The sequence below is a fragment of the Thermoflexus sp. genome (assembly GCF_034432235.1).
GTDB lineage: Bacteria > Chloroflexota > Anaerolineae > Thermoflexales > Thermoflexaceae > Thermoflexus.
Map to the genome: position 1 here is coordinate 26,267 of NZ_DAOUCJ010000079.1, position 24,892 is coordinate 51,158.

A 24,892-nucleotide genomic window follows, 5' to 3' on the forward strand; every position below is an offset into this window, starting at 1 on the left:
TTCCTGATCTTGTCAGGCCCGGGGAGCCTATGAATTTCTACCCCTCAAGACCGGCCAGGGCGCGGCCCGCGGCGAGCAGCTGCGGCACCCGCTCCGGCGTGGTGGTCTCCGCATAGATCCGCAACAGGGGCTCCGTGCCCGAGAACCGGATCAGCAGCCAGCCGCCATCCTCCAGGTAGAACTTGTAGCCATCACTGCGGTCGATCCGGACGACCCGGAGCCCGGCCAGCCGCTCCGGTTGCGCCTGATCCAGCCGGGCCCGGGTTTCCCCCCGGCGCTCCGGCGGGAATTCCACATCGATGCGCGAATAATAATGGGGGCCGACCAGACGGAAGAGCCACTCGATGAGCGCAGAGGGCCGCTTCCCTGTCTGAACCATGAAGTCCAGCAGATACAGGCCAGCCAGGATGCCGTCCCGCTCCGGCAGATGCCCCCGGAAGGCGAATCCCCCGCTCTCCTCACCCCCGATGAGGGCATCGGTCTCCAGCATCTTCGGGGCCACATACTTGAAGCCGACGCCCGTCTCATAAACCGGAACCCCATATCGCTCCCCCAGTTTCTCGAGCATGGAGGTGGTGGAGAGCGTTTTGACGATCGGTCCCCGCTGTCCCCGGACCTCCAGGAGGTAAAGGGCCAGCAGGCCGTAGACGCGCAGCTGATCCACAAATTCCCCTCGCTCATCCACCAGACCCACCCGATCGGCATCGCCATCCGTCGCGATCCCGGCGTCGGCCTTCAGGGCCCGCACCTGCTCCTGCAGGTCCTCCAGGTTGGGGGGAATGGGCTCCGGGCGCTTCATGCGGGGGAAGATAGGGTTGCGCTCGCCGTGGATCTCCACAATGCGGATGCGCCCGGGGGAAAGCAGCCGCCGCAACCAGCCTGCCCCGCTCCCCCACATCGGATCCACCACGACGGTGAGATCCGCCTGCCGGAGGGCTTCCAGATCCACCCGGGTCTGGAGATGCTCGATGTAAGCAGGGGTCGGATCGAAGATCTCCACCAGTCCTTTCGCCTGCGCCTCCGCCAGCGGCATCCGTTTCACTCCGCTCTCATCCGGGGGGATGCGGGCTTCGATCTCCATGAGGCCTTGAGGATCCACGGCGCCCCCGAAACGGTTGCGGACCTTGAAGCCGTTGTCCGTGGGGGGATTGTGGCTGGCGGTGATGTTGATGGCTCCGGCCGCGCCGCGAGCGACCACGCCGTAGCTGATCACCGGCGTCGGCACGGCCCGATCGCACAGATAGACCCGGATGCCGTTGCCGGCCAGGACCTCGGCGCAGGCCGCCGCGAAGTGCTCAGAGGCGAACCGGTGATCGTAGCCGATCACCACCCCCTCTTTCGCCTGGCTGGTATCCAGCAACCACCGGGCGAAGCCCTGCGCGCATCGCCGGACGTTCGCGAACGTGTAATCGTCGGCGATGCGGCCGCGCCATCCGTCGGTGCCGAAGCGGATGACCGTCATCTCAGCCCTCCCGGATCCCATATTCCTGCTTCACCAGCTCCAGATCAGCGTCCACCATGATTTTCACCAGCTGCTCAAAGGTCACCGAAGGCGCCCACCCCAGCTTGGTCCGCGCCTTAGTGGCATCGCCGACCAGGAGATCTACATCGGCGGGGCGGTAGAGGGCGGGATCCACCACCACATATTTCTTCCAGTCCAGCCCCAGATAGTCGAACGCCAGCTCCACGAACTCCCGCACCGAGTGGGTTTCCCCCGTGGCGATCACGTAGTCCTCCGGCTCGTCCTGCTGCAGCATCAGCCACATCGCCCGCACGTAATCCGGCGCGTAACCCCAGTCCCGGCGAGCCTCCAGGTTGCCCAGGCGGAGCTCGTGGGCCAGGCCCAGTTTGATCTTCGCCGCTGTGTAAGTGATCTTGCGGGTGACGAACTCCAGCCCCCGGCGCGGGCTCTCGTGGTTGAAGCAGATCCCCGAGACCGCGAACATCCCGTAGCTCTCCCGGTAATTCACGGTGATCCAGTGGGCATACACCTTGGCCACGCCATACGGGCTGCGGGGATGGAAGGGGGTGTTCTCATTCTGGGGGACCTCCCTGACTTTCCCGAACATCTCGCTGCTCGAGGCCTGGTAGAAGCGGATGGTAGGGTCCACCAGGCGGATGGCCTCCAGCAGGCGGGTGACGCCGAGGGCCGTGAACTCCCCGGTGAGGACCGGCTGTTTGAAGGAAGTGGGCACAAAGGATTGGGCGGCCAGATTGTAGACTTCGTGGGGGCGGTATTCCCGCAGGATATCGATGAGGGAGGACTGATCCAGCAGATCCCCCTGCACCAGGAGGATGCGATCCTGGATATGGCGGATCCGTTCGAAGTTGATGGTGCTGGTGCGTCGGACCATCCCGATCACTTCATAGCCTTTCTCCAGGAGGAACTCCGCCAGGTAAGAGCCATCCTGGCCGGTGATGCCGGTGATCAGAGCCCGCTTCTTCTCGATTTCCATTCCCTCGCACCTCCTCTAAGTTTTTGAGCGCTGGGGTGCTCTACCTCCCCGGTCGCCGTTGCTCCGCGCGGGCCCGGGCCCGCCATTCCTCCAGCACATCCCGCAGGGATTGCTCCAGGGGGATGCGGGGCTCCCATCCCAGGCGCTCTCGGATCCGGGCGGTGTCGGCCGCGCTGATCGGGATCTCCACGGGGCGGATGCGCTGGGGATCCACCTCCACCCGGACGTTCACCTGGGTCATGGAGAGAAGGAGCTCCAGCACCTCCCGGATCGAACGGGGTCGACCGGACCCGATGTTATAGACCTCGCCGGGCTCTCCCCGCTCCAGCAGCAGGCGATACGCGCGCGCCACATCCCGGACATCGGTGAAATCCCGCCGGGCTTCCAGATTCCCCACCCACAACACCGGATCCTGTAATCCCGCCTCGATCCAGGCGATCTGACGGGCGAAAGACGGGACCACAAAACGGGGATCTTGACCGGGACCGATGTGATTGAAGGGACGGGCCCGGATGATCGGCATGGCGTAAGCCGTGGCGTAGAGGGCGGCCAGCCAGTCCTGGGCCGCCTTGCTGATCCCATACGGGTTGGCCGGGCGGAAGGGATGATCTTCTCGAACCGGCACCTCCTCCGGGCGGATTAAGCCGTAGACCTCGTTCGAGGTCACAATCAGAACGCGGGGCTGCAATCCCAGCGCCCGAATGCTCTCCAGCAGATTCAGGGTGCCCCGCACGTTGGTCTCGAAGGTCCCCCAGGGATCCTTCCAGGATTCCGCCACATCGGACTGGGCCGCCAGATGGATGATGCCTTCCGGTCGCACAAGGGCAAGCCCCTGACGGACCGCCTCCGGATCCCGGAGGTCTACCCGGGCAAGCTGAAGACGGTTCGGAATTCCGGTCCACGACCGCCGGGCCCATCCCCACAGCTCCCAGTCGGTTTCCTGAGCCAAGATGGAGGCGAGATGACGGCCGACGAAGCCGCTGACACCGGTGATGAGCACCCGCAAAGGCAATGGCTCCTTTTCCGGGATCGAATCCGGCATGCCGCTCCGAATTATACCGTAATGTCCCGGCACGGACCCTCCATCCTGATCTGGGGCTGAATGAGCGCCTCGCATCGGATCGGACTTCCATTAGGAAGCGACGATCGGTCCGTTCGCCAGGCCTTGAGGCGGGGATCAAATCCTCTAATCTTTTTCTGATATATGGTGGATATTTTATGAGCAAGGAAAGATCCTGCTGCATGGAGGCTCTTTCCCCTTCCTGTCCCGCGAGGCCATCGGGGAAGGGGAGGGCTATCGTCGGAAGACGCTGGGGCATGCCGAAGGCAACCCGCTCGATTCCGGATCTTGCGGGGGAAGCAACGGCATACTTCTCTTCGATGACCGTTCCATTTTGACCAGGAGTCGAGCTCCCATGCCCGAGCTCTTCCATCGGTATCCGGGAAATCCTATCCTGACGGCGGCCGACTGGCCGTATCCGGCGAACGCCGTGTTCAATCCAGGGGCCACCCGTTTCAACGGCGAGGTCCTCCTCCTGGTCCGCGTGGAGGATTTCCAGGGCCTTTCCCATCTTACGGTCGCCCGTAGCCTCGATGGGCGAAGCGGCTGGCGGGTGGACTCCGAACCCACCCTGCTACCGGACCCCCTGCATCATCCTGAGGAATTCTGGGGGATCGAAGACCCGCGGATTGTATTTCTGGAAGAAGAAGGCCTGTATGCGGTGACGTATGTCGCTTACTCCCGGGGCGGGCCGCTGGTTGCCCTGGCGACGACCGCGGACTTCAAAGTCTTCCATCGGCTCGGTCCGATCCTCCCTCCGGAGGATAAGGACGCCAGCCTGTTTCCCCGCCGGTTCAAGGGCCGATGGGCGATGATCCATCGCCCGATGCCCACGGCGCCGGGAGCTCGCCCCAACATCTGGATTTCCTTTTCTCCAGATCTACGCCACTGGGGCGACCACACGGTGATCATCGAAGCCCGCCCTGGGGGCTGGTGGGATTCCGATCGGGTGGGCCTGGGGCCTCAGCCCATAGAGACGCCCGAGGGCTGGTTGATCCTTTATCATGGCGTGCGCCAGACCGCATCGGGGCGGATTTACCGCGTCGGCATGGCCCTGCTGGATCTGGAGGATCCCCGGAAGGTGATCCGGCGCAGCGCCGAGTGGGTGTTCGGCCCCCGCGCTCCTTACGAACGGATCGGCGATGTGCCCAACGTGACCTTTCCATGCGGCGCGGTGGTGGATCCCCACTCCGGGGAGCTGTTGATGTATTACGGGGCGGCGGACACCTGCGTCGCCATGGCGACGGCTGATCTGCGCGCGCTGCTGGATTATTTACGCTATGCCCCTGTATAGAGGTGGGATAGGCCCCTTCGCCGCCCCGCCCCCTCACCCGATCGGCCAGCGTGGAAGCAACCGGCAAAGGCAGAGCTCCGCCGTTACGCGATGGGCCTTCTCCGGGGCCTTTGGAAGGGGGTCGCCCTGCCTTCCTGAACTCCAGCCCAACCGTGTCATTTCGCCCCTCTTCAGGTCCGATCCCGAGGCGATCGATCTCTCACATCACGGAGAACGGAGGTGAGAGATCATGAAAGATCGCATCCGGATCGCCCTGGTGGGGACTTATGTGCCCCGACGGTGTGGGATCGCCACATTCACGCACGATCTGGCAAAGGCGATCGCAGAAGCTCAGGGGGAGCCGCTGGACGGCTCCGGGATCGTCCATATTGTGGCCCTCACCAATCCGCCTCAGCGCTACGCCTACGGCCCTGAGGTAACCTTCGAGATCCGGGATGGGATCCCGGAAGACTACCGGGCCGCGGCGGATTACCTGAACCAGGCCCCCGTGGATCTGGTCTGCCTGCAGCATGAGTATGGGATCTTTGGGGGGGCGGATGGTGAATATGTGCTGGATCTGGTGAACGCGTTGCGCAAACCCCTCGTGGTCACCATGCATACTGTCCTCTACGAGCCGTCTGAGAACCAGCGGCGGATCTTAATCGCTCTCGCCCGACGGGCGGATCGTGTAGTGGTCATGTCGGAGCGAGCGCGTCAATTCCTGATAGAACGTTATGGGGTGCCTGCGGAGCGAATCACCCGCATCGACCATGGGGCCCCTGCCATGCCGTTCGAGGACCCCGCCCCTTACAAGGCGCGCCTGGGGCTGGAGGGACGGCGGGTGCTGATGACCTTCGGGCTCCTCAGTCCGAATAAAGGGATCGAGACCGTGATCGAGGCGATGAAGACGCTTGTCCCCCGGCATCCCGATCTCCTGTATCTGATCGTGGGGGCCACCCATCCGGAGGTCCGCCGTCGGTTCGGCGAGTCCTACCGCCGATCCCTGGAGGAGGCCATCGCGCGGGCCGGACTGCAGGATCACATCCATTTCGTGGATCGCTATCTGGACCGAGAGGAACTGCTGACCTTCCTGATGGCGGCAGACATCTATGTCGCGCCCTATCTGGCGCGGGAGCAGATCGTCTCCGGCACCCTCACCTACGCCCTCGCCTGCGGGAAGGCCATCATCTCCACACCCTCGTGGTATGCAGAGGAGATCCTGGGGGATGGACGGGGCCTCCTGGTTCCTTTCCAGGATCCGGAGGCCATGGCCCGCGCGCTGGACCACCTGCTCTCCCATCCGGAGGAGCGGGAGCGGTTGCGTCGGGCCGCCTATGAGCGGGGACGGGAGATGGCATGGCCGGTCATCGGCCGCCGCTACCTGGATCTGTTCCGGAAGATCCTGGAATGCCCTCGGCCCGTTCATCGCCCGGCCTGGCTTCCCTTCCGTCCATCGAAGTTGCCTGCGGTGCGCCTGGAACACCTGCGCCAGCTCACCGATGAGACCGGACTTCTCCAGCATGCCTGGGGGACGATCCCGCACCGACAGTTTGGATACTGCACCGATGACAACGCCCGCGGGCTGCTGGTGATGGCGCGGGAATGGGCCCGAAGCCGGGATCCCTCCCTCCTTCCATTGATGAAGGCGTATATGGCGTTTCTGATCCATGCCTGGAATCCTGAACGGGGGCGGTTCCGCAACTTCATGGGCTATGACCGGCGATGGCTCGAGGAAGCCGGATCGGAGGATGCCCATGGCCGCGCCCTTTGGGCGCTGGGCGAGGCCATGGCGTTCGGGCCGGAGGAGATCCAGGCCGTCGCCGCCGCGTTGTTCCGGGAGGCCTGGCCGGCCAGCCAGGCGTTTCAGCATCCGCGGCCCTGGGCGTATGCCATTCTGGGGGGGCTGGCCGGTTTCGAGCGGTTTCCGGGCGATCTCCGATTGCGGGAGGAAGTAAAAGCACTGGCCCAGCGTCTGGCGGATCGGTTCCAGGCTCACGCCCAGCCCGATTGGCGGTGGTGCGATGAGGTGGTCACCTACGATAACGGAATTCTGCCCGCGGCGCTCATCGCCGCCGGGCATCGCCTGGATGAGCCCCGATGGGTCGCATGGGGCCTGGATGCCCTGCAATGGCTGGTGGAGATCCAGACCGACCCGCAGAGTGGGCATTTCTCCTGGATCGGAAACCGGGGATGGTTCCCCCGGGGCGGACCCAGGGCCCGGTTCGCCCAGCAGCCACTGGAGGGAGCCGCCATGGCGGAGGCGGCCGCGCGGGCCTGGGAAGCCACTCGGGATGCCCGCTGGCTGGAAGTCCTGGAGCGGTGCGTCGGCTGGTTCCTCGGGTGGAACGATCGGGGATGCGCCCTGGCGGATCCAAAGACCGGCGGATGCCGGGATGGCCTGGAGCCGCTCGGCCCCAGCGCCCACCAGGGGGCCGAATCCACCCTGGCCTGGTTGTTCACGCTCCAGCTGGCCCATCGGCTGCTTCCCTCTGCCCATGAGCGGATCCTGTCCGAGCCGCACCGCTGGCGATCCTCTCGGGCTCTTTCGTGAGGCGGAATCTGGATCTTGGTCCCCAAAAAACGCCAGGAGCCCGGTTGACGTTTCTTCTTCCCTCCCATAGAATTCGATCAGGTTTCATCTGGATGCCGAACCTCAACGAATCGCTGGCGGGATGGCTGGGGCTGGAAGCGCCCAACCCAGCTGTCCCCACTCAGGGGAGCCGCATGGCGCTTCCAGCGTGAAGAGCGGAATGCTCGACGCGGATTCTCTTCCAAAGAGGTGAACGTTCATGCCCACGCTTCCACCCGTGCAGATCGCCCTTCTGATCGTCGGCGTTCTTCTGGCCACGCTGATCCTGGGAAGCCTGCTGGCGATTCTCATGGCCTGGCTGACCCGGGAGGTCCAGGCGGCCTATGGGCAAGCCCCGGCGACGACGGCGAAAGCGCCCACACCGGCGACAGAGGTGGCCGCTGTCCCCGAGGTCCCTGCTCAGCGGATCGGCCCCTGGCCGTTCGTGATCAGCGGCCTGGCCCTGCTGGTCGTCCTGGCGGTCATCTTCTATCCCATGCCCCAACCTCAGACCGCTTCGCCGGAAACACCCTCCGGGGGAAGCGCGGCATCGTCGACCCCGGCCTCCCCGCCGGCGGCGGCTGCGCTTCAGGGGAACCCGGAGAAGGGCAAGCAGCTGTTCCTGGGCACATGTGCCTCGTGTCACGGGCCGGACGCCAAAGGATTGCCCGGCCTGGGGAAGAATCTGACCACGAGCGCCTTCGTGCGGCAGCAGACCGATGCCCAGCTGCTGGAGTTCATCAAGAGGGGGCGGCCGGCGACGGATCCGGCCAACACCACGGGGGTGGATATGCCGCCGAAAGGGGGCAACCCGGCTTTGACCGATCAGGATCTGGCCGACATCATCGCCTTCATCCGCACCTTCAATCCGCATCAGCCGTAGCGCCTGGCTCGGTGAGAGGGGGGCCGGATCCATCGGGCCGTGGAAGAGCTCTGGCCGTCCGCTTGTCATAGCCACGGGATCCTGCTAAAATGTAAATGATCTGCGCGCCCGTAGCTCAGCCTGGATAGAGCGTTGCCCTGCGGAGGCAAAGGTCGCAGGTTCAAATCCTGCCGGGCGCGCCATAGAATATCGCAGAGGCCGCCGATCGGCGGCCTCTGCTGGTTTTATTCCCCCGAACTCCGCTCACAGGAATCCGCGATGATTCTGGCGGCCTATCGAGAGTGGGCTTCTGAGCAGATCCGACAGGCGCTGCAGGCCCTGGGCCTTCCCCAACCCCCGGTCCTGGAGTGGCGGGATCTCCCCTTCGCCTATACCTGGGGTATCGCCACGCCGCTGGCGATGCAACTGGCCGCCCAGGAGAAAAAGACCCGCCCTGACCTGGACGTCCCGGCCCGGGCCCAGGAGATCGCTCAGCGCCTCGCAGAGCACCTGGCCCGGGTCCTGGAGGGGGATCCCCGTTTTCAGCGGGTGGAGGCGGTGCGAGGTTACCTGAATTTCTACTTTAATCCTTCTCAGGTCGCCCGGTTCGTCATCGAGACCGTCCTTCGGGAGGGACCCGCATATGGCCGGGGCGCCCCCAAAGGTGAGCGGGTGATGGTGGAATTCTCCCAGCCCAACACCCACAAAGCCTTCCACATCGGCCACCTTCGCAACGCCGTTCTGGGGGATGCCCTCTCTCGCATTCTGGATTTTGCGGGCTTCGAGGTGATCCGGGCCACCTACCCTGGGGATATTGGGGCCCATGTGATCAAGTGCTTATGGGGATATCTTCGGTTTCATCAGGGGGAAGAACCCACGGAGCGGCGGGGCGCCTGGCTGGGTCAGATCTACGCCGAGGCCGAGGCCCGCCTGGAGGAGGCCGATGCCTACCGCCGGGAGGTGGTTCGGTTTTTGCTGGGCGCCTTCCGGGAAGAGGGGATCACCCCCTGGGTGCGGGAGTTCCTCCTGAGCCGCCTCTCGGAAGCCCTGACGGCCCACGCCGCTTCCGGTCCGGTGGGCCAGAAAGACGCCGCCGCCCTCATTCGAGCGATGGCGACCGGGGAGCTGCCGGACCTCGACGCCATCGTGGATAAGGACTGGTTATGGTCCCTCTGGGAGGCGATGGGCCAGTGGTTGGAAGAGCTGGCGGAGAAAGCCCAAGGCCGGCGGGGGAAAGGAGGAGAGGCGGATCGCCAGGCGGTGGCTGCGCTACAGGCCCGTTATCGGGCGATCGGCCATCGCCCTGAGGAATGGAACTATGAAAAGGAAATCCGGGCGCTCTTCGCCCGCTGGGAGGCGCGGGATCCGGAGCTGCTGGAGCTATGGCGACGAACCCGCGAGTGGAGCCTGGAGGAGTTCCGCCGGATCTATGAGGAGCTGGACATCACATTCGACGTCTGGTTCTTCGAAAGCGAAGTGGAAGAAGAGGGCAAGCGTATCGTCGAAGAGCTGATCGCGAAGGGCATCGCTACAGACCTGCGCCCCCATGGCCCGGTGGTGGTGGAGATCGATCGCCTCCTGGGACAGGAAGGAAAGGAGGAATACCGGACCCTGGCGATCCTGCGCAGCGATGGGACCACCCTCTATTCCACCAAAGATCTGGCTCTGGCCAAGCGGAAATTCGAACAATATCGGATCGATCGCTCGATCTACGTCGTCGATGTCCGCCAGTCGCTTTATTTCAAGCAGATCTTCAAAATCCTGGAGCTCTGGGGCTTCCCCCAGGCCAGCAAATGCTACCACCTGGCTTATGAGATGGTCACCCTGCCCGGCGGGAAGATGTCCTCGCGGGCGGGGACGATCGTGCTTTACGAGGACTTCGCGGCGGAGGCCCGGGAGCGGGCGCGCCGAATCGTGGAGGAAAAGAACCCCGAGCTCCCGCCGGAGCAGAAGGCGCGCATCGCAGAGGCGGTGGCGAAAGGCGTGATGAAATACAGCATGCTGAGCGTGGACAACAACAAAGTGATCGTCTTCGATTGGGATGCCGCGCTGAACCTGGAGGGACAGACCGGCCCGTATCTGCAGTATGCCCATGCGCGGGCCTGCCGCATCCTGGAGAAGGCGGAGACGCCAGTTCACCTGGAGGGCGATCGCCTCTTCGAAGCCATGGAGCCCCAGGAAGTCGCGTTGATCGAGGCGATCGCCGCTTTCCCGGATCTGGTGCAGGCGGCTGCGGAGCGTTACAAGCCGCTCCTGATCGCGAACTATGTGTTCGATCTGGCGAAAGCGTTCAATGAGTTCTATCGGGATTGCCCGGTCCTGACAGCACCTTCCCCGATCCGCGAGGGCCGGCTGGCCCTGGTCGCCGCAGCCCGTCAGACGATGGCCAACGCCCTGAACCTCCTGGGCATCCCGGCCCCCGAGGTCCTCTGACGAGGATCCAAGGCGAATCCTCAGACCCAGGGAAAACACCCTTCAGCGCCCTGCCCCACGGACGTTCCCATGTTGCGTTAAAATACTTTATAGCTGGATTCCGAACCGGAAGCGCTGTAGAGCGAGGGAAGCTTGCTCCTTTTCCCTCCTGCTTTGCGCTGTTCTGCAGCACAGAGGGGGAAGGAGATCCGCTCAGACGGGGGCACGTCCGCCCCACCCCTCGATGAAGCGCGCCTCGGGAGGTGGGCGATGGCGGTGACAGCGTTCAGCGAGGCGGAGCGCAAGATCCTGATCTACCTGCGGGATCATCGGGGATACCACAGCCCTTACACCATCGCTCGTGACCTGGCCATGAACCCCCGGGATGTGATCCGGATCCTGGAAGACCTCTCCAAACGCGGTCTCGTGCGCCAGAGCCTGGCGAACCCGGTTTACGGGATCACGGATCAGGGGCGGGCCGCCATTGGGGAGAGCTGACGGAACGCCTCCCGGACGACCCGATGGGGCTCATGCGGCACCGGCAGGATGAGGGGGAAGACCGCGTTTGCTCATCCTGCAGACAAAAGGATGGGTTTCCCCGGGGAGGGCGGGCCATCGAAGGTGATCCGCCCCCTCCGCGAAAGCTTCCTCCATCAGGCCGAGGCCGCCGCCTGAATCGAACCGAAGGTTCGGTGGAACTGCTGCATCAGACGGGATTTGAGGCGAGCGGCCGTGTTCTTGTGGATCACCCCCTTGCGAGCCGCCCGGTCCAGCTCCCGGTAAGCCTCCCGGATCGCCTTCTGCGCCGCCTCCAGATCGGCCCGGGCGATGGCCTGACGCGCGTATTTCACGAACGTCCGCACCCGGGTTCGGATGGCGCGGTTGCGCTGGCGCCTTCGCTCGGCTTTGCGAAGCTCCTTCAAAGCGGATCGCGTGTTCGGCAAGGACGCACCTCCCCCAATGGGATACACACCGGGGCTCTATTCTACCGGGATCCCAACCATACGTCAACAGCTCCCTGAAATCTCCAGCGGAAAGAAAACCGAGGCGGGCACCGCATGACCATCCCGATCGGAGACCTGGGATTTCCGCAATATAATGAGGAGGCGAGGGGAGATCCAAAGACCCATCTCCTTGGGCAACCGTCGGGACAGGCCTCCCCGGCGAGACGGAAGGGGCAGGCGAACGGAGCGCGAAGAATGCTGACGGATTTCCGGGTTCGACAGCGGGATTATCTCCTCGAAATCACGCGGGCCATCACCGCGCAGCTGGATCTCGACACCGTGCTGCGGCTGGTGGTCGAGGCCGCAGCGGAGATGCTGGCTGGACAGGTGGCGTTCATCGCCCTGCGGGAAGAGGATGCCTTCACCATCCGCGCCGCGTATGGCCTGCCCGACACCCAATGGGGGGAGCTGGATGCCATGCTGGCGAAGCTCCCTGCCTACCCGGAGGCCTGGGGGCGGGCGGAAGTGGAACGGGTGCTCACCCAGATCGCCCGCTGGCTTCGGGTGGAAGCCCAGCAAGCGGTCGCCCTCCCGCTCATGGTGGGAGAAGACCTCCTGGGCCTGCTGGTGGTTTTCCGTACCTTCGGGACCGCTTTCACCTACGATGATCGGCTGATCCTGCGCGCCTTTGCGGATCAGGCGGCCATCGCGGTTCATAACGCCAAGCTCTATCAGCAGCTGGCCACGGAGAAGCGACGGCTGGAGGCGATCATCGAAGCCACCGCCGATGGCGTGATCATCCTCGACCCGGCCCACCGTATCCAGGTCTTCAACCGGGCGATGGCCCGACTGACCGGGTGGTCTCCTTTCGAGGCCATCGGGCGACCCCACGATGAGGTGGTGATCATCAATCCCCGGCGCTCCGGCATGACGCTGGCGGAAGCGGAGGCCGGCGGGTGGCCCCTGGCGACCGATCGGCCGATCTATGTGGAGGGCGATCTGGTCCGTCGCGACGGCGGGCGGGTGGCTGTGGGGATCACCTACTCCCCCCTGCTGGATCGCACCGGACGTCTGGTGAATATCATCGGAGTGGTCCGGGATATGACCCGCATCCGGGAGGCGGAGGAATTGAAATCCACGTTCATCTCCATCATTTCCCACGAGCTCAAGACGCCCGTCTCGATCATCAAGGGCTATGCCGGAACCTTGCGGCGCGAGGACACCACATGGGATGCGACCATGGTGCGGCAGATCGCCGCCATTATCGAAGAGGAAGCGGACCGGCTGACCCAGCTGATCGACAACCTGCTGGATGCCTCTCGCCTCCAGGCCGGGGCGCTGGAGCTCCAGTTCGTCGAAGTGGCCCTGGATGAGCTGGCCGAGCAGGTGGCCGATCGTTTCCGCCCCCAGACCGATCGCCATTTCATCGTGGTGGATTTCCCGCCGGACTTCCCGCTGGTTCATGGCGACCCGCGCCGGCTGGAACAGGTGCTGGCGAACCTGGTGAGCAACGCCATCAAGTATTCCCCTCAGGGCGGAACCATCCGGATCTCCGGGCGCGCGACGCCCCGGGAGGTCATCGTCACCGTCACCGATGAAGGGATCGGGATCCCACCGGAGGAGCAGGAGCGGATCTTCGAGCGGTTCTACCGGGCCAGCGCGGCGCGGGCGCGTCAAACCCCTGGGACCGGCCTGGGGCTCTATCTGGCCCGGGCGATCGTCGAGGCCCACGGGGGACGGATCTGGGTGGAGAGCGAGCCGGGGCGCGGCTCCTCCTTCAGCTTCTCGATCCCGCGCTCGCGGCGGCCTGCCGGAAGCGCATCGGAAGCGCACGCCTGAAGAGGGCCCTCCTCTTTTCCCTAACCGGCCCAGCCCCGCTTGAGGGAAGGACCTCTACACCCTTTCCCAATGGAAGAGGAGGCCTCCCCCCTCCCAACGGGAACCGAACTGCAGGAGCCGGAACCGAATCCCCATCGGCGTCCTGGGGGACATAGCCCCCTAAAAGTTAAAGCGAACTCCCATGGCTCCCTCCCCTGAGGGAATCGTGGTATAAGTGAACTGTAAACGGACGCGTCCTCTTTCCAGGCTCACCCTATTCGGATCAGCGCGAAAGGCCTCATGTCGTTCGTCCACCTCCACGTCCACAGCGAGTATTCGTTGCTCGATGGCCTGAGCCGACTCGACGACCTGATCCGCCGGGCGGTCGAAATGGGGATGCCTGCGATCGCCCTGACGGACCACGGCGTCCTCTACGGGGCGGTGGCCTTCTATCAAAAAGCCCAGGAGGCGGGGATCCGCCCGATCCTGGGGATGGAGGCCTATCTGGCCCGCCGCACGATCCAGGATCGGGAGCCGGATGATCGGAGCCTTCACCACCTGACCCTCCTGGCCATGGATGAAACCGGGTGGCGTCATCTCATCCGGCTGGCCACGATCGCCCAGCTGGAGGGCTTCTACTACAAACCGCGCATCGACAAAGCGCTGCTGGAACGCTATGCGGACGGCCTGATCGTCCTCTCCGGATGCCCCTCGGCGGAGATCCCCCGCCTGCTGGCCCAGGGGCGGATGGAGGAGGCCGAGGCGGTCGCTGCCTGGTTTGCGGAGCGCTTCCCCGGACGCTTCTTCCTGGAATTACAATCCCACCCCGGGGTTCCCGAGCTGGATGACATCAATCGGGGGCTGGTCACGCTCTCCCGCCGGCTGAACCTCCCCCTGGTGGCCACCAACGACGTCCACTACGTCCGTTCGGAAGACGCCGGGATTCAGGATGTCCTGCTCTGCATCCAGACCGGGAAGCGCCTGAAAGAGCCGGGCCGGATGAGGATGAGCGATGCGACGTATTATCTCCGCTCCCCCGAGGAGATGCGGGAGCTCTTCGCGGAGGTCCCCGAGGCTCTGACCAACACGCTTCGGGTGGCGGAGATGTGTTCCCTCACCCTAGAGCTGGGCCGGCATCGCCTGCCCCGGTTCGACCCTCCACCCGGGTTCCCCGATCCCGCCGCGTATCTTCGCCATCTGGCAGAAGAAGGCTTCCGGACCCGATTCCCCGAACCCAAGCCGGGCTATCGGGAGCGACTGGATTATGAGCTGGAGATCATCCATCGGATGGGGTTCGACGCGTATTTCCTGATCGTATGGGACCTCATCCGCTACGCCCGGGAGCGGGGGATCTGGTGGAACGTGCGGGGCTCCGGTGCCGGGAGCCTGGTCGCTTACTGCCTGGGGATCACCCGGGTGGATCCCATCGAGCTGGATCTGATCTTCGAGCGCTTCCTGAACCCGGCCCGCGTGTCAATGCCGGATATCGACATCGATTTCCCGGACGACCGGCGGGATGAGATGATCCGCTACGCGGTGAGCCGCTATGGGGCCGATCGGGTGGCCCAGATCATCACCTTCGGGACGATGAAGGCCCGGGCGGCCGTTCGGGATGTGGGACGGGCGCTGGATCTCCCCCTGCCGGAGGTCGACCGCGTGGCCCGGCTGATCCCGGCCATCCCGGGCAAGGAGGTCTCGATCCGCGATCTCCTGGATCCTTCCAACGAGGAAGGGCGAGAGCTGCGCCGCCTGTATGAGGAGAAAGACTACATCCGGGAGTTGCTGGACCTGGCCATGCAGCTGGAGGGAACGGTGCGCCACGCCGGAACCCACGCCGCCGGCGTGGTGATCGCCGATCGCCCGCTGGTGGATTATGTTCCGCTGCACCGACCCACCGGGGTGAAGGGCAGCGCCCGGGAGGAGAACGGCGAGGGGAATGGGGAGGGAGAGGCCCTCCTGCCGGTCACCCAGTTCGACATGGAGGCGCTGGAGGCCCTGGGCCTGCTGAAGATCGATTTCCTCGGCCTTTCCACCCTCACCGTGATGCGGGAGACCTGCGATCTGGTCGCCCGCCGGCACGGGATCCGGCTGGATCTGGAGACCATCCCCACGGACGCCCCGGAGGCCTACGCCCTGCTGGGCCGGGGCGAGACGGTCGGCGTGTTCCAGGTGGAAGGCCGGGGGTTCAGCCGGATGATGCGGGATCTCAAGCCCCGCGCCTTTTCCCACGTGATGGACGCCCTGGCCCTCTACCGCCCGGGCCCCCTGGAGTATATCCCCAATTACATCCGCCGCATGCGGGGCCAGGAGCCCATCGAATACCGGCATCCCCGTCTGGCGCCTATCCTCCAGCGCACCATGGGCATCCTGGTCTATCAGGAGCAGATCATGCGGGTGGCCATCGACCTGGCGGGCTATACGCCCTCCGAGGCGGACGAGCTGCGCAAGGTCGTGGCCAAGAAGAAGGGTGAAGCCTTCCCGAAGCAGCGGGCGAAATTCCTGGAGGGCTGCGTCCGAAACGGCATCCCGCTGGAGACCGCCGAGGCGATCTGGGGGGACATCGAATTCTTCGCCCGTTATGGCTTCAACGCCGCCCACGCCGCCTCTTACGCCGTGATCACCGTCCAGACCGCTTACCTGAAGGCGAAATACCCGGTGGAGTATCTGTGCGCCCTGATGACCGTGGACCGGGACAAAACCGAGAAGATCGGCCTTTATGTGGCGGAATGCCGCCGGCTGGGGATCCCGGTCCTGCCCCCCGACATCAATCAGAGCGAGGCGACGTTCACGATCGAGCCGACGCCTGATGGGAAGGAGGCCATCCGGTTCGGGCTGACGGCGGTGAAGAACGTCGGGGAAGGGGCGGTGGCCCGCATCCTGGCCGCGCGTCAGGAGGGCGGCCCGTTCCGGGATCTGGATGATCTGGCCCGGCGGGTGGATCTGAAGGAGGTGGGGCGGCGGGCGATGGAGTCGCTGATCAAGGCAGGGGCCCTGGCGGCTTTCGGGAACCGGGCGCAGCTTCTGGAGATCCTGGATCGCCTGATGGAGGCCAGCGCCCGCTATCATCGCGAGCGCCAGCAGGGGATGCTGAGCCTCTTCGCGCTGAGCGGGGTATCCATCGAAGCGGCCTCCCTTGTCGGGTCGCTCCCGCAGCTCCCGGAGGTGGAGGAGCGCCAGATCCTGGAATGGGAGAAGGATCTCGTCGGAACCTATCTCTCGGAAACGCCTCTCACCCGGCAGTGGCCCACGCTGCAACAGCTCGTCTCGCACACCACCGCGGACCTGAGCGAAGAGCTCCACGGCCAGACCGTGAAGCTCGCCGGGATCGTCCGGGCGGTGCGGACGACCACTACCCGGACCGGGGAGATAATGGCCTATGTGTCCATGGAGGACATCCACGGAACCGTGGAGGTGGTGATCTTCCCCCGGCTCTGGAAGCAGAAGGGGCACCTCGCGCGCCCAGAGGCGATCCTGATCGTCGTGGGCAAGGCGGAGGTGAGCGGACGGGAGCCACGGGTAGTGGCGGAGGATCTGCGGGATCAGGATACGATCGTGCGACCGGTGGAGGAGACCGGGGAGGAAGAAGAGGAAGCCGGGGCGCAGCGACGCTACGCCTTCACGATGCCCGATACCGGGATGGATTTCGACGCCCGACCATCCGATGGGAACACCGGATCGCGCCCGGCCGGGGGAGAACCATCTTCCCCATCGAAGGCTCCCCAGGAGATCCAGCCGATGATGGAGCCTGCGGATACGCATGCCACCATCGGGCCGATTATGGCCTCTTCCCCGTCCGCAATGACCGGAGGCTCCGCTGACCGGGAAGAGGCCTCTTCGGCGCCGTCCGGTGCGGCAAGGCCCTCATCTCCCACTTCCGCGCCCGGTCAGGAGGATACGCCCGGGGCAGCACCGGGCGAAGCATCCCGGAAAGAGCCGCCCGGGCCCGCCCCCGAGCCGAGAGCCGTCCCCTCCCGGCACATCCTGATTTATTTCCATCGAACCGAACAGCTGGAAGAGGACCTTCGGCGTCTCCGCGAACTCCATCGGGTGTTGACGGAACAGCCCGGGCCGGATCCCTTCAGCGTGGTGGTGGTGTATCCAGACCGTCGGCAGGTGCGCCTGCGCTTCCCCCAGCACGGCACCACGTATTCCCCCGAGCTGCTGGCCCGCCTGGAGAGCCTCCTGGGCCCGGATTCCGTGCGCGTCCTGCCGCTGAGGTGAGGGGCACCCACCGTGCGCCCGGGACCCCTCCCCCAGCCCCTCCCCGAAACGGGGAGAGGGGATTGAGGCTCCCCCTTCCCTCATAGGGAAGGGGGTTGGGGGGGTTAGATCCGAGGACCCCTCCCCTTTCCCGGATTCGAGCCCCATGGCGCAGGTCCTCTCCCTCCTAAAATAAAGGGAGAGGAATGAATTGAGGAGGGGCGATGGGGCTGTGGCTGGCGCTGGCGGCTTACCTGGTGGGCTCGATCCTGCCGGCGGAGATCTTTGTGCGCTGGCGGACGGGTCGAAGCCCGCACGACTTTGAAGACAACCCCGGAGGCGGCGGGGCATGGCGGCTGGCCGGACCGCTGGCCGGGGTGATCACGATCCTGTTCGATATGGGGAAAGGGGCGATCCCCACCGCTATCGCCCTGCAGGCCGGGTTCCGCCCGCCGGAGCTGATCGCCGTGGCGGTCGCGCCGGTGATCGGCCACTGCTGGCCGTTCTACAAGATCATCCGCCTCGATCGGGGCGGGCGAGGGTTAGGGCCGGCGACCGGCGCGTTGTTCGCCATGGCCTTCCGCGAGGTGGTGCCCGCTTACATCCTGGGGGCGCTCGTCGCCTATCGTCTCCGCTGGCTCCCCAGCGTGGGCATTGTCGCCTTTCCCCTCGGGCTGATCCTGATGCTCCTCTGGCACGTTCCCCCGGAGCGTCTCACGGCGGCCCTCGCGGTCATGCTGGTGGTGCTGGTCCGGAATGTGGGGCTTTTGTGGACCGTGCTTCGCACCCGCGGGGCGCGGTTGCCGCATTAACCGGAAGGCCAGGGCGGCCAGGATCGCCCCAGCGCCCAGGGATGAGGAACGCGATGAACGCGGGCCCCCGTGTGGTGGCCCTGACAGGCGCCGGGATCTCCGCGGAGAGCGGGGTCCCAACGTTTCGAGGCCCAGGCGGCCTCTGGGAGCGATATCGCCCCGAGGAGCTGGCGACGCCGGAGGCCTTCGCCCGGGATCCGAAACGGGTCTGGGCGTGGTATGCATGGCGTCGGGAGCGAATCGCCCGGGCGGAGCCGAATCCCGCCCATCAGACGCTGGCCGAGATGGAAGCGGCCCTGCCGGGCTTTCTCCTTATCACCCAGAATGTGGACGGCCTGCACCAGCGAGCCGGCAGCCGTCGGGTCATCGAGCTGCACGGCAATCTCTGGCGCGTGCGCTGCACCCGGGAGGGGCGAACCTGGGAGGATGGCCGGGTTCCCCTGCCGGAGATCCCGCCCCGCTGCCCCGCCTGTGGCGCGCTGCTACGCCCCGACGTCGTCTGGTTCGGCGAGCCCCTTCCTTCTGCCGCCTGGAGCCAGGCGCTGGAGGCGGCCCGGCAGGCGGAGATCTTCCTGGTGATCGGAACCTCGGGGACGGTGGAGCCCGCCGCAAGCCTCCCGCGCCTGGCCCGATCCCACGGCGCTCGGATCATCGAGTTCAACCTGGAGGAGACCCCGCTCACCCCCCTTGCCGATGACGTCTGGCGCGGCCCGGTGGGGGAGACCCTGCCGCGCTGGTGGCACGCTTTCCGGGATGGCTCCCGGTAGCAGGCTTCCCCATTCCCCCCAGGCCTCTCTTCTGTAACCTCCTCTTCACCGGATTCCAACTTCAGGCCCATACATTGCAGGGGAATGCGGGCGCCTTGGTGAAGACCGTAGCCGGCGCCCTTTTTCCCCTCTTGGGGATGGGCGCGCCCTCAACCCGTCCATTCCCCCCAAACCAGGGGGGACCCGCTCTCCAGCCCCGCGGCGTTCTCCAGGGCCCGGCCCGGAGGGCCCCGGAGAACCGGCTCCCAGCTCCCCATTCGCGGATGGGATCCGGGGAGTTGCTGTTCGCCCCCTTCCTCACCGCGCCGGAAACGCAGCGTCAGGAAGGGCCATCTCATGCGATACGAGGTCCCTGCTAAAAAAGGAGCGCTTCCCATGATCCATTTCCGTAAAGCATGGAGGATCGGTCGGATCCTTCTCCTGTTCGGCTTGCTTTACACCATACAGGCCGCCCCGGCGCCGGCAAGGGCCGATCATGGGGGAAACCCCAATATCGCGGACATCGTGCTGACCGTCCCCCAGACGTATATGATCTGCCCCTCCGGCACAGACTCCGATGGGGTGGCGCTCCGCAATGTGGGAACCCGCTGGCTGAGGGGATATGTCCAGCTGGACTTCGTCATCCCCAACGGCGGCGGACGTCAGATGGTCCAGCGCTGGGATGTCCTCCAGGGGGGAGATTACCGGCTGGAGATCGTCTATCCGGCCTGGGAGACGTGGCCGGCGGGCTTCTTTGAAATGCATGTGGATCTGGCCTTCGAGGTCTATCCGACGGAGGCCGACGCGCGGGCGGGGACGAACCTGCTGGGGACGATCGGGCCGGGCCACTCGTGGGATATTTTCTGCCTGGCCGAGCGGCCTCCGGCGACGGCGACTCCCTCGCCGACTCCATCTCCGACCTCGACGGCGATGCCGCCGCCCCCGGTCACGCCCACACCAACGCCGGTCGCCGCGCCCCCGACCGCCACTCCCAGCCCGCTTCCCACCGAAACGCCGGTCATCGTTCCACCCGTGGCCCCACCCGTTACCCCTGCGATGGACCCCACGCCAACGCGCTCCGAGCCGGTGGATGGGGAATTGCTGGGCCGCACGGGCGCGGAGGGCGCTCCATCCCCCGCGCCCTGGATCTCCGGGTTATCCCTGGGGATCGCTGGGGGGCTCGCGATGCGGCGCATTCTCGGCCGTCGACGGCGTGGATAAGGGCCTGCGATGATCGCCCCGGGGATCCTCCAATGACGAACCTGGAGCGCTGGGTCCTGGGCCTCGGGCTTCTCCTGAGCGGGCTCCCCGACGCGATGCCGTTCGCCCGGCGATCGGAGGAGGCAGCTCGAGCAACGTCTCCTCCCATCGTTCCCGTGGAGGAAGCCGACATCGCTTCGGGCCTCGAAGAACCGATCCCGGGAGCCCCCATCTCCGATGGGGGCGCGTCCGGGCATGAGCCGTGGATGGCGAGGCCGGAGAGGACCGCGGCCCTTGTAGAGGGTGGGATCCCGGAGCGTCTGGTGATCCCATCCATCGCGCTGGACGCCCCGGTCGTTCCCGCGGCATCGCGGTTCGTTTCCATCGGGGGACGTCGCTATCGGGAATGGCTGGCGCCGGATCGGTATGCGGCGGGCTGGCATCCCCTATCCGCGAGAGCAGGGATGCCCGGCAACATGGTCCTCAGCGGCCACAACAACATCGCGGGGGCGGTGTTCCGGCGTCTAACGGACGTGAAGATCGGAGATCCGATCTGGATCCACACCCGCGACCGGGTTTTCCGCTATGAGGTGACCGAACGCCATGTGCTTCCGGAGCGGGACCAGCCTCTAACGGTTCGACAGGCGAACGCCCGGTGGATCGGGCCGTTTCCGGATGAGCGACTGACGCTGGTCACCTGCTGGCCTCCCTGGAGCAACTCCCATCGCCTGATTGTGGTCGCCCGCCCGAGGCCGTGAGGGCCGTTGGGGGACCCCTCCCCGAAACGGGGAGGGGGAGGTGCCGGGGTGAAAAATGCGGCAGGGGCTCTTGACAAAATCCTCGATTTGTGCTATAAACAGCGTCAAACCCTGAACTGGTGGGAACGGAAGCCCATGGCCTTCGGTCTGGTGGTTCTCTCCCTCGTCCTTATCGTCCTCATCCTTCGGGGCATCCTTCGCCTCGGAGAGGCGATGCCCGTTTGGGAGGGAACCACCCCCGGTTAGCCCGGATCGCAGTCCACAGCTTTCATATCCACACATTCGGAGGGGGCCTCCCAAACGGGAGGCCCCCTCCCTTTTTATCCCCGCCCGGCGAAAGGAGGGATCCGATGGAAACGATGACGATGGCCCAGGCTGCCACAACGCCCCGCCTGCTTCGACGGGAGCGCCGTCGGATGAAAACGGCATGGGCCGTGATGGAAGCCCTGGTCCGCGAAGGCGTGGAGGTGATCTTCGGCGTCCCCGGCGGCGCCTCCCTGCCCCTTTATGATGCCCTCTGCGATTACCCCCAGATCCGCCACGTCCTCGTCCGCCACGAACAGTGCGCCGTCCACATGGCGGAGGGATACGCCCGGGCAACCGGGAAGCCCGGGGTGTGCTTCACCACCTCCGGCCCCGGCGCGACGAACCTGGTCACGGGCCTCACGGACGCGATGATGGATTCCACACCGGTGGTGGCGATCACCGGCCAGGTCCCCACGTTCTTTATGGGGGGCGATGCCTTCCAGGAGGCCGATGTCATCGGCCTCACGATGTCCGTCACCAAACACAACTGGCTGGTGCGCAAGCCGGCCCAGGCCCTCGAGGCCGTCCACCTGGCCTTCCGGCTGGCCACCGACGGACGGCCCGGCCCAACCCTGGTGGATCTCCCCCGGGATGTGCTGCTCACCGAGGCGGATTTCGTCCTCGAGGACCCGGAGGCCTTCTCGCTCCCGCGCCCGCGCCCGCCTTTCCCGGACGAAAGAACGCTCCGACAGGCGGCCGATCTCATCGCGCAATCCCAGCGCCCCATCCTCTATGTCGGCGGGGGGGTCATCCATTCCGGCGCCGCCCCGGAGATCCGGGCGCTGGCGGAGAAGGCCCGCATCCCGGTGACCACGACGCTGATGGGCCTGGGGGCTTTCCCCGAGGATCACCCCTATGCGCTCAAGATGCTGGGGATGCATGGGACCGTTTACGCGAACTTCGCCATCAATTTCTCCGACCTCATCATCGCCGTCGGCGCCCGCTTCGATGATCGGGTGACCGGCAAGCTCTCCGCCTTCGCCCCCCACGCGAAGGTGATCCACATCGACATCGATCCGGCGGAGATCAACAAGAACCGCCGGGCCGATGTGGCCCTCATCGGCGACGCCAGGCAGATCCTGCGCGCCCTGCTCCCGCTGGTTCGTCCCCCGGATACCGAGGCCTGGTGGCGTCAGATCGAGGACTGGAAGGCCCGCTACCCGCTGCGCTACCGGCAGGGGGATGAGGTCATCAAGCCCCAGTTCGCCATTCAGATGATCTACGAGCTGACGAAAGACCACCGGCCGATCGTCACCCTCGATGTGGGCCAGCACCAGATGTGGGCCGCCCAGTTCTTCATATGGAAGGAGCCGCGGACCTGCATCACCTCCGGCGGGCTGGGGACGATGGGCTTCAGCCTGCCGGCGGCGGTCGGCGCCCAGTTCGGCTGCCCGGACCGGCTGGTGATCAACATCAACGGCGATGGGTCCTTCCAGATGACCTTCCAGGCCCTGATCACGGCTGTGGAATGGCGGCTGCCCATCAAGGTGTTCATCATCAACAACCAGTATCTGGGGATGGTCCGCCAGTGGCAGGAGCTGTTCTACAACCGGCGTTACTCCGCCGTCTATCTGGCCAACCCGGACTTCGCCCGCATGGCTGAAGCGGTGGGCGCCGCCGGGATCCGGGTGGAGCGGCCGGATCAGGTCGAGCCGGCCATCCGACAGGCCCTGGCGATCACGGATCGGCCGGTGGTGGTCGACATCCTGGTGGATCCGGAGGAGAACTGCTTCCCGATGATCCCCTCCGGGATGACGGTGTTCGATATGATGATCGCCCCCGGCGTGAAGGCCGTGCCGTAATTGGGGAAACATCCAACCAGGAGGCGAGGATGCCGCACTGGCTGGCGGTGACGATTGAAAACTCCGTGGAGAGCCTGAACCGGGTGTTCCATCTGCTGCGCCGACGTCACCTTCCGGTGGGCGCGATCTCCATGTGCCGGACGGAGGATCCGCAGGATCTCCGGCTGCTGATCCCGGTGGACCCGGCCCGGGTGGATCCGCAGCGGGTCCGGGCCAACCTGGAGAAGCTCCTCTGCGTGAAGGCGGTGGAGGATTGGGGGGAACGCCCCCTGGTGATCCGGGATATGGCTCTGGTGAAGGTCCGGGCTCCGGCGGAGGCATGGGTGGAGATCGCCCAGCTGGCGGAGTTCTACCGGGCCCGGATCGTCGATGTCGGCCCGGAGACCCTGATCGTGGAAGTCACGGGCTCGGCGGAGAAGGTGGATTCCTGCATCGCCCGTTTGCAACGGTTCGGCGTTGTGGAGGTGACCCGCTCCGGCCCGATGGCGATGGTCCGGGGCCAGGGGGAGGCCGCGCCGGCCGAGCGGGTGGCAGAGGCCGCCGCATGACCGCCGGTTTTCGCAGCAGCCTTCCCCGACCCTGAGGGGGCAAAAGCCCGTCAACCGCATAAATCCCGCAACCGGAGGTATCCCGATGGCGCGCATTTACTATGACGCGGATGCCGATCTCAGCCTGCTGAACGGCCGTCGGATCGCCGTTCTGGGTTACGGCAGCCAGGGCCATGCCCATGCCCTGAACCTCAAAGACAGCGGCTGCGATGTGTGTGTGGGCCTCTACCGGGGGAGCAAGTCCTGGGCGAAGGCCGAGGCGGACGGACTGCCGGTCTACGAGGTTCCAGAGGCGGTGCGGCGATCCGACATCATCGTGATGCTGGTGCCGGATCCGGCCCAGCCCGCCCTCTACCGGGAGGCCGTGGCGCCGAATCTCTCCCCGGGCAAGACCCTCATGTTCGCCCACGGCTTCAACATCCGGTTCGGCCAGATCGTCCCGCCCCCCGACGTGGACGTGAGCATGGTGGCCCCGAAATCCCCCGGGCACCGGATGCGGGAGGTTTTCAAGGAAGGAGGAGGGGTTCCGGCGCTGGTCGCCGTCCATCAGGATGCGACGGGGAAGGCGCTGCCGACCGCTCTCGCCTACGCCAAGGGCATCGGATGCACCCGCGCCGGGGTGATCGAGACCACCTTCGCGGAGGAAACCGAGACCGATCTCTTCGGCGAGCAGGTGGTGCTGTGCGGGGGAGTCACCCATCTGATCAAGGCGGCCTTCGAGATCCTGGTGGAGGCCGGCTACCAGCCGGAGATCGCGTATTTTGAGTGCCTCAACGAGCTGAAGCTGATCGTGGATCTGATGTATCAGGGCGGCCTTTCTTACATGCGCTATTCGGTCAGCGACACAGCGGAATACGGCGATTACCGCAGCGGGCCCCGGGTGATCGACGATCACGTGCGGGCCACCATGAAGCAGATCCTGGAAGAGATCCGCAGCGGGGCGTTCGCCGAGGAATGGATCGAGGAGAACGCGAAGGGCCGTCCATGGTTCAACGCCAAGCGCGAGGAGGAGCGCAAACACCCGATCGAGGAAGTGGGCCGCCGGCTGCGGGCGATGATGCCCTGGCTGAATCCGAAAGAGGTGTGAAGCGGGGCAACCGCTCCCCGCCAGCGAAGCGATCCACAA

Annotated in this window: 19 protein-coding genes and 1 tRNA gene; 16 read left to right on the forward strand and 4 right to left on the reverse strand. The window is 65.6% G+C overall.

All coding sequences use genetic code 11. The features are described 5' to 3' along the window. Positions 1-37: 37 nt before the first annotated feature. The 3 genes from VAE54_RS09950 to VAE54_RS09960 are packed head-to-tail and all read right to left on the reverse strand — an operon-like array spanning position 38 to position 3,531. A complete protein-coding gene (locus tag VAE54_RS09950) occupies positions 38-1,462 on the reverse strand; it encodes a phosphoglucomutase/phosphomannomutase family protein (RefSeq protein WP_322801807.1) in 1,425 nt (474 codons plus the stop codon). A gap of 1 nt (position 1,463) precedes the next feature. After that, positions 1,464-2,456, reverse strand: a complete 993-nt coding sequence (gmd, locus tag VAE54_RS09955; protein ID WP_322801808.1) for a GDP-mannose 4,6-dehydratase — start codon at positions 2,454-2,456, stop codon at positions 1,464-1,466. 40 nt (positions 2,457-2,496) lie between these two features. Continuing rightward, on the reverse strand, positions 2,497-3,531 hold the full coding sequence (locus tag VAE54_RS09960) for a GDP-mannose 4,6-dehydratase (RefSeq protein ID WP_322801809.1): 1,035 nt from the start codon (positions 3,529-3,531) through the stop codon (positions 2,497-2,499). 340 nt (positions 3,532-3,871) lie between these two features. Here VAE54_RS09960 and VAE54_RS09965 point away from each other — a divergent pair, with 340 nt between their 5' ends. From VAE54_RS09965 to VAE54_RS09990, 6 genes are all read left to right on the forward strand, one after another. Beyond that, the gene (locus tag VAE54_RS09965) at positions 3,872-4,810 is read left to right on the forward strand and encodes a hypothetical protein (protein ID WP_322801810.1); all 939 of its coding nucleotides are present in this window, start codon (positions 3,872-3,874) and stop codon (positions 4,808-4,810) included. A 229-nt stretch (positions 4,811-5,039) separates the two neighbouring features. Next, positions 5,040-7,340, forward strand: coding sequence for a glycosyltransferase family 4 protein (locus tag VAE54_RS09970; protein ID WP_322801811.1), 2,301 nt, complete (start codon positions 5,040-5,042; stop codon positions 7,338-7,340). 238 nt (positions 7,341-7,578) lie between these two features. Further along, positions 7,579-8,241, forward strand: a complete 663-nt coding sequence (locus tag VAE54_RS09975) for a cytochrome c (RefSeq protein ID WP_322801812.1) — start codon at positions 7,579-7,581, stop codon at positions 8,239-8,241. Between the two features lie 104 nt (positions 8,242-8,345). Continuing rightward, positions 8,346-8,423, forward strand: a tRNA-Arg gene (locus VAE54_RS09980). Positions 8,424-8,499: 76 nt separating this feature from the next. Continuing rightward, positions 8,500-10,653 (forward strand): arginine--tRNA ligase, encoded by a 2,154-nt coding sequence (gene argS, locus VAE54_RS09985; RefSeq protein WP_322801813.1) that lies wholly within the window; start codon positions 8,500-8,502, stop codon positions 10,651-10,653. 249 nt (positions 10,654-10,902) lie between these two features. After that, the gene (locus VAE54_RS09990) at positions 10,903-11,130 is read left to right on the forward strand and encodes a hypothetical protein (protein WP_322801814.1); all 228 of its coding nucleotides are present in this window, start codon (positions 10,903-10,905) and stop codon (positions 11,128-11,130) included. A gap of 155 nt (positions 11,131-11,285) precedes the next feature. On the opposite strand, the gene rpsT is transcribed toward VAE54_RS09990, so the two are convergent. Beyond that, positions 11,286-11,576 carry a 30S ribosomal protein S20 gene (gene rpsT, locus VAE54_RS09995; protein WP_322801815.1) on the reverse strand — a complete coding sequence of 97 codons (291 nt, stop codon included), beginning with the start codon at positions 11,574-11,576 and terminating at the stop codon, positions 11,286-11,288. A 255-nt stretch (positions 11,577-11,831) separates the two neighbouring features. Here rpsT and VAE54_RS10000 point away from each other — a divergent pair, with 255 nt between their 5' ends. From VAE54_RS10000 to ilvC, 10 genes are all read left to right on the forward strand, one after another. Continuing rightward, entirely contained in the window at positions 11,832-13,415 is a 1,584-nt protein-coding gene (locus tag VAE54_RS10000; protein ID WP_322801816.1) for an ATP-binding protein, read from the forward strand. A 279-nt stretch (positions 13,416-13,694) separates the two neighbouring features. Next, positions 13,695-17,615, forward strand: a complete 3,921-nt coding sequence (locus tag VAE54_RS10005; protein WP_322801817.1) for a DNA polymerase III subunit alpha — start codon at positions 13,695-13,697, stop codon at positions 17,613-17,615. 203 nt (positions 17,616-17,818) lie between these two features. Beyond that, a complete protein-coding gene (locus VAE54_RS10010; RefSeq protein WP_322801818.1) occupies positions 17,819-18,406 on the forward strand; it encodes a glycerol-3-phosphate acyltransferase in 588 nt (195 codons plus the stop codon). Positions 18,407-18,459: 53 nt separating this feature from the next. Then, complete coding sequence (locus tag VAE54_RS10015) at positions 18,460-19,173, forward strand: NAD-dependent deacylase (RefSeq protein ID WP_322801819.1); 714 nt, start codon at positions 18,460-18,462, stop codon at positions 19,171-19,173. A 375-nt stretch (positions 19,174-19,548) separates the two neighbouring features. Continuing rightward, the gene (locus VAE54_RS10020) at positions 19,549-20,373 is read left to right on the forward strand and encodes a hypothetical protein (RefSeq protein ID WP_322801820.1); all 825 of its coding nucleotides are present in this window, start codon (positions 19,549-19,551) and stop codon (positions 20,371-20,373) included. Positions 20,374-20,405: 32 nt separating this feature from the next. Further along, positions 20,406-21,110 (forward strand): sortase, encoded by a 705-nt coding sequence (locus VAE54_RS10025; RefSeq protein ID WP_322801821.1) that lies wholly within the window; start codon positions 20,406-20,408, stop codon positions 21,108-21,110. A gap of 48 nt (positions 21,111-21,158) precedes the next feature. Beyond that, a complete protein-coding gene (locus VAE54_RS10030; protein WP_322801822.1) occupies positions 21,159-21,356 on the forward strand; it encodes a hypothetical protein in 198 nt (65 codons plus the stop codon). Between the two features lie 104 nt (positions 21,357-21,460). Beyond that, positions 21,461-23,218: a biosynthetic-type acetolactate synthase large subunit gene (gene ilvB / locus VAE54_RS10035; protein ID WP_322801823.1), complete on the forward strand. Its 1,758-nt coding sequence runs from the start codon at positions 21,461-21,463 to the stop codon at positions 23,216-23,218. A gap of 29 nt (positions 23,219-23,247) precedes the next feature. Further along, positions 23,248-23,766, forward strand: a complete 519-nt coding sequence (gene ilvN / locus VAE54_RS10040; protein WP_322801824.1) for an acetolactate synthase small subunit — start codon at positions 23,248-23,250, stop codon at positions 23,764-23,766. Positions 23,767-23,851: 85 nt separating this feature from the next. Next, entirely contained in the window at positions 23,852-24,853 is a 1,002-nt protein-coding gene (gene ilvC / locus VAE54_RS10045; RefSeq protein ID WP_322801825.1) for a ketol-acid reductoisomerase, read from the forward strand. Positions 24,854-24,892: the final 39 nt, after the last annotated feature.

Coding starts and splice junctions, on each gene's coding strand:
- VAE54_RS10015 (WP_322801819.1), top strand. CDS start 18,460: ATGAACGCGGGCCCCCGTGTGGTGGCCCTGACAGGCGCCGGGATCTCC.
- VAE54_RS09950 (WP_322801807.1), bottom strand. CDS start 1,462: ATGACGGTCATCCGCTTCGGCACCGACGGATGGCGCGGCCGCATCGCC.
- VAE54_RS09970 (WP_322801811.1), top strand. CDS start 5,040: ATGAAAGATCGCATCCGGATCGCCCTGGTGGGGACTTATGTGCCCCGA.
- VAE54_RS09990 (WP_322801814.1), top strand. CDS start 10,903: ATGGCGGTGACAGCGTTCAGCGAGGCGGAGCGCAAGATCCTGATCTAC.
- VAE54_RS10020 (WP_322801820.1), top strand. CDS start 19,549: ATGATCCATTTCCGTAAAGCATGGAGGATCGGTCGGATCCTTCTCCTG.
- ilvB (WP_322801823.1), top strand. CDS start 21,461: ATGGAAACGATGACGATGGCCCAGGCTGCCACAACGCCCCGCCTGCTT.
- VAE54_RS10010 (WP_322801818.1), top strand. CDS start 17,819: ATGGGGCTGTGGCTGGCGCTGGCGGCTTACCTGGTGGGCTCGATCCTG.
- ilvN (WP_322801824.1), top strand. CDS start 23,248: ATGCCGCACTGGCTGGCGGTGACGATTGAAAACTCCGTGGAGAGCCTG.
- VAE54_RS09965 (WP_322801810.1), top strand. CDS start 3,872: ATGCCCGAGCTCTTCCATCGGTATCCGGGAAATCCTATCCTGACGGCG.
- VAE54_RS10005 (WP_322801817.1), top strand. CDS start 13,695: ATGTCGTTCGTCCACCTCCACGTCCACAGCGAGTATTCGTTGCTCGAT.
- VAE54_RS10000 (WP_322801816.1), top strand. CDS start 11,832: ATGCTGACGGATTTCCGGGTTCGACAGCGGGATTATCTCCTCGAAATC.
- ilvC (WP_322801825.1), top strand. CDS start 23,852: ATGGCGCGCATTTACTATGACGCGGATGCCGATCTCAGCCTGCTGAAC.
- VAE54_RS09975 (WP_322801812.1), top strand. CDS start 7,579: ATGCCCACGCTTCCACCCGTGCAGATCGCCCTTCTGATCGTCGGCGTT.
- VAE54_RS10025 (WP_322801821.1), top strand. CDS start 20,406: ATGACGAACCTGGAGCGCTGGGTCCTGGGCCTCGGGCTTCTCCTGAGC.
- gmd (WP_322801808.1), bottom strand. CDS start 2,456: ATGGAAATCGAGAAGAAGCGGGCTCTGATCACCGGCATCACCGGCCAG.
- argS (WP_322801813.1), top strand. CDS start 8,500: ATGATTCTGGCGGCCTATCGAGAGTGGGCTTCTGAGCAGATCCGACAG.